Source organism: Hyphomonas sp. BRH_c22, assembly GCF_000961795.1.
In the GTDB taxonomy this organism is placed as follows: domain Bacteria; phylum Pseudomonadota; class Alphaproteobacteria; order Caulobacterales; family Hyphomonadaceae; genus Hyphomonas.
On sequence record NZ_LADU01000108.1, the window covers coordinates 58,284 to 66,059 of the forward strand.

The window sequence follows — 7,776 nt, forward strand, 5'->3', positions numbered from 1 at the left end:
GGCTTGGCGCTTTCGTCAAGTGTGTGCTAGGCGCAACACAATGGTTCAGAAATGGACCGGCTTTTCGGGCATATCTAGAGAGGTATTCATGTCTGACGTTCTTGAGCGTGTGAAAAAAATCGTAGTCGACAATCTCGACGTGGACGCTGACAAAGTAGTCGAGAGCGCAAGCTTCATCGACGACCTCGGCGCAGACTCGCTGGACCTGGTCGAACTGGTCATGGCCTTCGAAGAAGAATTCAATATCGAAATCCCGGACGATGTGCAGGAATCGATCCGGTCCGTCGGTGACGCGGTGACCCACATCAAAGCTCACGTCTAAGACGGAGCTGTCCTGAATGTCTGACCGCCGCGTTGTTATAACGGGTATCGGGATTGTCTCTCCGCTCGCTTTCGGGCGCGAGGCAACCTGGGAACGCCTGATTGCCGGAAAATCCGGAGCAGGACGCATTGACGTCTTCGATCCGGAGGACATGCCGTGCAAGATTGCGTTCCAGGTGCCATGGACCAACGGACGCGGCGGTGGCGCAGGCGACCCCCATGCCTTTGATCCGGACAAGTTTGTCTCCCCCAAGGAGCTGCGCCGGATCGACGAATTCATCCTTTACGCCATTGCGGCCGCAGAAGAAGCCGTCGAGGACGCCGACTGGCGCCCTGAAGACGATGAAAGCCGTGAACGCACGGGCGTGATGATCGGCTCAGGCATTGGCGGACTGGAATCCATCTACAATACGGCAGTCACCCTGCACGAGCATGGCCCGCGCAAGGTCAGCCCCTTCTTCATCCCGTCGGCATTGATCAACCTTGCTTCCGGCCAGGTGTCGATCAAGCACGGGTTCAAGGGGCCGAACCATGCAGTCGTCACCGCCTGTGCGACCGGTGCGCACGCCATTGGCGACTCGGCGCGCCTGATCAAGTACGGCGATGCCGACGTGATGCTGGCCGGCGGTTCGGAAGCCGTGATCGGCCGCATTGCGATTGCCGGCTTCTGTGCGGCAAAGGCCATGTCGACGAATTTCAACGATACGCCCGAGAAGGCCTCGCGCCCGTATGACAAGGACCGTGACGGTTTTGTCATGGGTGACGGCGCGGCTGTGCTGGTGCTTGAAGAGTATGAGCACGCCAAGGCGCGCGGCGCGAAGATCTATGCCGAAGTGTCGGGCTATGGCCTGACGGGCGATGCCTATCACATCACGGCGCCTGCCGAGGGGGCCGAGGGCGGCTATCGCGCCATGAAGATGGCACTGAAGAATTCCGGCATCGACCCGACCGAGGTTGATTATATCAACGCGCACGGAACCTCGACGCCGAAGGGCGACGAAGGCGAAGCCGGCGCGGTCGAGCGGGCCTATGGCGACCATGCCAGGAACCTCTCCATGTCGTCGACCAAGTCGGCCGTCGGGCACCTGCTCGGTGCAGCCGGTGCCATCGAGACGGCGTTCTGCGCACTGGCGATCCGCGACCAGATCATGCCCCCGACGCTGAATCTCGATAATCCGAGTTTCGAGACCCCCATCGACCTGATCCCCCACAAGGCCAAGAAGGGCCGCGTGCGGGCTGCGATGTCGAACAGTTTCGGCTTTGGCGGCACGAATGCGTCACTCGTCATCCGGGAAGTGAAATAGGCCACTATCGCCGGGCAGGGGCGGGCATGTAGGCTGGCATTGCCAGATTCGTGTGAGGCGTTCCATGAAGTTCATCAAAGGCCTGTTATCGCTGATCATCGCGGTCGTGATCCTCGCAGGCGCCGTTGCCGGCGCCGGCTGGATATGGCTTGGCAATGAAGTGGCTAAGGATGGCCCGCTGCCGGCCGAAACGCTCTTCATTGTCGAGCCCGGCGAGGGCATGTCCACCGTTGCGGCGCGGCTTGAGAGCGAAGGCGTGATCCGTTCGGCCTGGGTGATGCGGCTGAAGGCCCGAATTGACGGCACCGAGACGGCGCTGAAATCAGGCGAGTTCACGCTGGAGCCGCAGGCGAGCCTGGGCAAGGTTCTCGACATCCTGGTCGAAGGCAAGGCGGTGATGCACAAGATCACGCTGCCCGAAGGCCGCACGACGGCCCAGTTGCTGCGCCTCATCGAGAATGATCCCGTACTCATCGGCCCGATGCCCGAACTGCCTGTCGCCGAGGGCAGCCTGCTGCCTGACACGTATCTCTTCCATCGCGGCATGACGCGGGCGAATCTGATCGCCCGGATGGCCAAGGCGCAGGATGATCTTCTCAAGGAGCTTTGGCCGAAACGCCAGGAAGGCCTGCCTTTGGCCACTCCCTACGAGGCGGTGATCCTTGCATCTGTGGTGGAAAAGGAAACCGGGATCGCGGAAGAGCGGCCGGAAATTGCCGCCCTGTTCACGACCCGCATGAAGCGGGGCATGCGGCTGGAAAGCGACCCCACGATCATCTACGGCGTTTCGCAAGGCGAGCCGCTCTACAACAAGGCCGGCAAGCGCCGCACGCTCTATCGTTCGGAAATCGACCGCAAGACGGAATGGAACACGTACCAGATTGACGGCCTGCCCAAGACGCCGATCTGCAATCCGGGGCGGGATGCAATTGCCGCGGTGCTAAACCCGCCCGAAACAGAGTACATCTTCTTTGTGGCTGACGGCAAAGGGGGGCACCTCTTCGCCAAAACGCTGGCCGAGCACAACCGGAATGTGGCGGCTTACCGGAAATACGAGCGCGAAGAGATCGCGCGGGAGAGGGCTGAGTAATGGGTGAATTGTCGGGCATGACCGGCTTTGCCCGTGTCGCAGGAGAAGCGGCATGGGGAAGCTGGGCCTGGGAGGCCAAGAGCGTCAATGGACGCAGCCTCGATGTGCGCGTGAACACGCCGCCCGGCTTTGACGCAATCGAGCGCGCAGTGAAGGCGGCCGCATCGAAACTGTTCAATCGCGGCTCGCTGCAGGTGTCGCTTCGCATCGACATGAGCACCGGCGACGAGACGGTCACGGTCAACACGCCTTTGCTGACCGCCCTGACCGATGCGGCGCAGGCGATCCACGGCTCTGGCCTGTCGGGCGAGGCGATCGCCACGCTGATGACCCTCAAGGGCGTGGTCGAGACGGGCGGAAGCACACTGAGGGACCTGGCGCAGGATGAGGAGGCGATCAGCCTTCTGACCGGGGCCGCCGAAAGCGCGCTTGGGGAACTCGCGGTCGCGCGCCACGCCGAGGGCGTGTCGCTGACCGGGATCCTGACGGGACTGGTCGGCGAGATGGAGGGTTTCGCTGCGGCGGCGGCAAGGCTGGCTGACGGCCAGCCGGCCCTCTTGCAAGCGCGCCTGCACAAGCAGCTCGATGAACTCGATACGGGGGGCCGGGTTGATGCCGACCGGGCGGCCGTGGAAATCGCGCTGAGCGCGGCCAAGGCAGACGTCCGCGAGGAACTCGACCGGCTGGCGGCGCACTTTGCCGGTGCGCGCGACCTGATCGCCGGCGGTTCTCCTGCCGGGCGGAAACTGGACTTCCTTGCGCAGGAACTCAATCGCGAAGCCAATACGCTCTGCTCAAAATCCGTCAGCCTGGATTTGACGAATGCCGGTCTGGGCCTCAAAGGGGTGATCGACCAGTTCAAGGAGCAGGCTGCGAATGTCGAATGAGCAAATGGGAAAGCGCCGGGGGCTGATGCTTGTCCTGTCGAGCCCGTCGGGCGCGGGCAAGACGACGCTGTCGCACATGCTGCTGAACGAGTTCGAGGACGTGAACCTGTCGGTGTCGGCGACGACGCGGGAGCCGCGCCCGAACGAGCAGGATGGTGCCCACTATCACTTCCGGTCGGTTGATGAGTTCAAGGCGATGATCGCCAACCGCGAATTCCTCGAATGGGCGCATGTCTTCGACAAGTATTACGGCACGCCGCGCGCCGATACGGTCGCGAAACTGGAGAGCGGCGAGGACATCCTGTTCGACGTTGACTGGCAGGGCGCCGATGCGCTGCATGACCAGATGCCGAATGATGTCGTTTCCGTTTTCATCCTGCCGCCGAGCATCGAGGAACTGGAAGCGCGCCTGGCCGCGCGGGCAGGCTCGACGGCGGAAGACGTGGCACGCCGCATGGTGGATGCGCGCCGCGAGATCATGCACTGGCGCCGCTATGATTATGCCATCGTCAATGACAATCTCGACGAGGCCTATCAGCGGCTTCGGCGGATCCTGCTGGTCGAGCGCCTGAAACGGCTGCGCCAGCTGGACCTGGAAGACCATGTCAGGCGTCTCCTCGGAGAGGCATGAATGCCTGCCCGCACGCTCCATCCTTTCGCAAGTCTTCCCTGAAAAGGCCCGCGCATGACCAATGACAATGAACCGCAGACGGATGAGCAGGCGCCTGAACCGTCACCAAAATCCCCGCGTCCCAAGGCCAAGGCCATCTGGCTGCTCTGGCTGTTGCCGTTTGCCCTGATCGTCACGACCGCCTGGTACGTGATCCGCGGCGGTCTGGACCGCACGCACACGTTCGAGGAAGTGACCGATATCGTCGTGGAACCGTTTGACGGGAAGGAATAGGCGCGGCGGCCATTCCGTGTAAGCGCTCATCCTGAGCGAAGTCGAAGGATCGGGCGCGGGCTTCCGGGTTTCATCGCACGGGGCCCGTCCTTCGACTTCGCTTCCCCCTTCTCCCTTGGGAGAAGGGTTGGGGATGAGGGGCGATGACGTCGCTGCAAGTGGCGGGGTTTGTGGGTCGTTCCGTGTCCCCTCACCCCCGGCACCTCTCCCGGAGAGAGAGGGACGCGCGCTCGTCCGGAAACACCCTTCGGCGTCCGGCAAACCCGTCTGATTGGAGAGGGATTCAGCCCAGGCTTCCCAACTGTCGAAAGCGGCCGCGAGCAATTCCGGCAGGGCGGTGGCAATCGCGCCAAGTTCGAGTGTGGTACGGTGGGTTACGTATCGCAAAGCCAGCTGCCGATTGCCACACTCGCGCGAAGCCGGGCCATTTGACAAAGCCCATGGCCCGGATACGCTAAAATTGATTGGAGCAGGAACATGACCGACCAGGGCCTTCCGCTAGCTCGAGAAGCCGTAGGTGTCTTCCAGTCTGAAGATGCGTTGCAGGCAGCCATTGATGACCTGCTGTCGCACGGATTTGACCGCGCGGAGATAAGCCTTCTGGCGCGCTCTGACAGTGTCGAAAGGAAACTGGGCCACGCCTACCGGAAAGTTGCCGAGGTGGAGGACGATGCAGCGGCCCCCCGGATCGCCTATGTCGCGGAAGAAGATGTCGGCAATGCCGAAGGCGCCGTGATCGGGACGCTCATGTACGTTGGGGCGCTGGCAGGACTGATCCCGGTCGTCGCATCGGGCGGTGCGCTGGCGGCGGGGCTGGTTGCCCTTTTCATCGGCGGTGGCGCGGGTGCCGCACTCGGAACCGCCCTGGCGCGCATCATCGGCCTGGAGCATGCCGAGTATATTGCGGACCAGGTTGAGCATGGCGGCCTTGCCTTGTGGGTGCGCACCTGGAACGAGGGAGACGAAGCCCGCGCCGTGAAGATCCTGAAGGCCCATTCCGGAGCAGATGTCCACCTGCACGGGCTGCCAGACCTGCATCCTGAACTGGAAGAGCGATACCTCGGAGCAGTCTCGGCCGCAGAGGCGGAGGCTTATCGCAACACAGGCTTTGTCCACTCGGGCGACGATGAATATTATGTCCGTGGCAGGGTCTTCTCGAGCGCCGAGGACGCGAAATCCTATATCGACAGGCTGAACTACCTGGAATCCCTGCACGAGTCGGCCCGGTCGGGGAAGATCGACCTGAATGCGGCCCTGACCAACCCGGTCGCCGAGTTTCGCACAATCGAAAACCTGATGGCCACGCCCTTGTCAGATGCGCTCAAACTCGAATTTCTGAGGCGCTGGGAGTATGACGCCAAGACTCTTGGAGTGGCGGACAATGAAGGCATGACCGGTCCCTCGCCAGCGGTCCTGCTCCAGAAAATCGAACTGGCCATTGCCAGTTTGGAATCGGCGGACTGAGCGCAGCGCTGGTTTGGGTTTGGGAGAGGGGCGCCAGGTGATGCGTTGTGCGCCTGTCACTGGCGTCCGGTTCCAACAGCGCGCACAGTGCGCTCCCGAGACCTGACCGGAAGGGACATGCGGGATGCTGGAATACAAAGTCACGGCGCGGCGCGTTGATGCGCATGGCAGCGAGGCGCGGGCGAAAGACGCCGTACTCGTCATCGATACGGACCTGCAGGGTCGGCCGGACGCGTTCAATCCGGCCGAACTGCTGCTCGCATCTGTGGCGGCCTGCATGCTGAAAGGCATTGAGCGGGTCGCGCCAATGCTTGATTTCGACTTGCGCGGGATCGACATTAGCCTGCACGGCAAGCGCCAGGATTCACCGCCCAAGATGTTGTCGATCGCCTATGAGATCATAGTCGACAGTGACGAGACGGACCACCGCCTGGACCTGCTGCACAAGAATGTCCGCAAGTTCGGTACGATTTCCAATACGGTCGCAGACGCGCTCGACCTGAGCGGCACCCTCAGGCGCAAATCCCCGCAAGGTTAGGGTGGGTATAGAACTGTTTGGGCCCACCCTAAGCTGTCTGACGCTCTTTGAGCCGGGGTTCAGGACGGATCTGTCGCCTCTTCGGCTGCATCGTGGATGGCGTCGACAGGGTCATCGTTTTCCTGACCCGTGATATCGTCGATCACTTCGCCGGCATTTTCCAGGGCACCGTCATCGCGGTCAATTTCGCCGCCGGTTGCTTCCTCAATGGCGGAATCCAGCTTCTCACCTTCCTTTTCCGCGCTCGTGTTATCGCCGCATGCTGCCAGCATCAGAATGCCCGTCAGCATCAAACCGCCTGTTTTCAATTTCCCCATTTTACTGCTCCTGCTGCAATCATCGTTAAGTCGGACAGGGACACATGTCACCGGAGCCCGGTCCTGCCAGCGATGGCCTGCGTGGACGGGGATGAGCATGGCCGCATCGCGGCCGATTCGCAATGTTTGGGGGTTTTGGGGGTGCCGCTGAGCGCAACCCAAGTACGTTATTGTGCCAGGCTCGCGGCCAGCCGCCTGAAATCATCCTGCGACAGCGTCTCTGCCCGGGCGGTCGGGTCGATGCCGACGCTTTCGAGCCATTCGGCGGCTTTCATGCCGCGTTTTTTTGCGAGGGGTTTCAGGGCGGCGCGCATCATCTTGCGCCGCTGGCCGAAGGCGGCGCCGGTGACCTGTTCGAGCAGGTCGATATACGCGAAGCGCTGGTCGGCGGGCAGCGGTTCGAGCACGGCGACGGCGCTGTCGACCTTGGGAGGCGGATGGAAGGCGCCGGGCGGCAGGGTGAAGGCGATGTGGGGCCGCGTGGCGGACTGGACGAGGACGGCGAGGCGACCATAATGGTCCGTATTCGGCGCAGCGCAGATGCGCTCGGCGACTTCCTTCTGGAACATCAGTGCCATCTCGCCGCGCCAGTCACCGGCCTTGAGCCAGCCGACGAGCAGCGGCGTGCCGACATTGTAGGGCAGGTTGGCGATGATCATGGCAGGCTGCGTGGCGCCCGCCTCTTCCACCAATTTCTCGAAATTGACCTTGCGGGCGTCCTTCTGGACGACGATGAGGCGGCCGTCTTTGGCTTCGGGCCACAGGGTGAGCGCCTCGGCAAAGCGCGGATCGGTTTCGACCGCGATGACCTTGCCGGCGCCTTCATCGAGAAGGGCGCGCGTCAGGCCGCCGGGGCCGGGGCCGACTTCGATGACGACGCGGCCCTTCACCGGGCCGGCGGCGAGGGCGGCGCGGTGCAGGATGCTGGGGTCGAACAGGAAGTGCTGTCCG

Annotated in this window: 10 protein-coding genes; 8 read left to right on the top strand and 2 right to left on the bottom strand. The window is 62.7% G+C overall.

The window, feature by feature from the left end; genetic code table 11:
• Positions 1 to 88: 88 nt before the first annotated feature.
• The 8 genes from VR74_RS15145 to VR74_RS15180 all read left to right on the top strand — a co-directional run bounded on the left by VR74_RS15145 (position 89) and on the right by VR74_RS15180 (position 6,508).
• Entirely contained in the window at positions 89 to 322 is a 234-nt protein-coding gene (locus VR74_RS15145) for an acyl carrier protein (protein WP_045698220.1), read from the top strand.
• Between the two features lie 16 nt (positions 323 to 338).
• Complete coding sequence (gene fabF, locus VR74_RS15150) at positions 339 to 1,625, top strand: beta-ketoacyl-ACP synthase II (protein WP_045698222.1); 1,287 nt, start codon at positions 339 to 341, stop codon at positions 1,623 to 1,625.
• Between the two features lie 64 nt (positions 1,626 to 1,689).
• Positions 1,690 to 2,715, top strand: a complete 1,026-nt coding sequence (gene mltG, locus VR74_RS15155) for an endolytic transglycosylase MltG (RefSeq protein ID WP_045698224.1) — start codon at positions 1,690 to 1,692, stop codon at positions 2,713 to 2,715.
• The gene (locus tag VR74_RS15160) at positions 2,715 to 3,602 is read left to right on the top strand and encodes a DUF1732 domain-containing protein (RefSeq protein ID WP_045698225.1); all 888 of its coding nucleotides are present in this window, start codon (positions 2,715 to 2,717) and stop codon (positions 3,600 to 3,602) included. The genes mltG and VR74_RS15160 overlap by 1 nt, the downstream gene beginning before the upstream one ends.
• Entirely contained in the window at positions 3,586 to 4,233 is a 648-nt protein-coding gene (gene gmk, locus VR74_RS15165) for a guanylate kinase (RefSeq protein ID WP_366462688.1), read from the top strand. Before VR74_RS15160 ends, gmk begins: the two co-directional genes overlap by 17 nt.
• A 54-nt stretch (positions 4,234 to 4,287) precedes the next feature.
• On the top strand, positions 4,288 to 4,506 hold the full coding sequence (locus tag VR74_RS15170; RefSeq protein WP_045698227.1) for a hypothetical protein: 219 nt from the start codon (positions 4,288 to 4,290) through the stop codon (positions 4,504 to 4,506).
• Positions 4,507 to 4,983: 477 nt separating this feature from the next.
• On the top strand, positions 4,984 to 5,970 hold the full coding sequence (locus VR74_RS21165; RefSeq protein WP_299950775.1) for a hypothetical protein: 987 nt from the start codon (positions 4,984 to 4,986) through the stop codon (positions 5,968 to 5,970).
• Between the two features lie 124 nt (positions 5,971 to 6,094).
• Positions 6,095 to 6,508 (top strand): OsmC family protein, encoded by a 414-nt coding sequence (locus VR74_RS15180; RefSeq protein ID WP_045698228.1) that lies wholly within the window; start codon positions 6,095 to 6,097, stop codon positions 6,506 to 6,508.
• Between the two features lie 59 nt (positions 6,509 to 6,567).
• On the opposite strand, the gene VR74_RS15185 is transcribed toward VR74_RS15180, so the two are convergent.
• Both VR74_RS15185 and rsmA read right to left on the bottom strand, forming a co-directional pair.
• Positions 6,568 to 6,825, bottom strand: a complete 258-nt coding sequence (locus VR74_RS15185; RefSeq protein ID WP_299950778.1) for a hypothetical protein — start codon at positions 6,823 to 6,825, stop codon at positions 6,568 to 6,570.
• Positions 6,826 to 6,992: 167 nt separating this feature from the next.
• A partial coding sequence (gene rsmA, locus VR74_RS15190; protein ID WP_045698230.1) for a 16S rRNA (adenine(1518)-N(6)/adenine(1519)-N(6))-dimethyltransferase RsmA occupies positions 6,993 to 7,776 on the bottom strand: 784 nt, incomplete at its 5' end.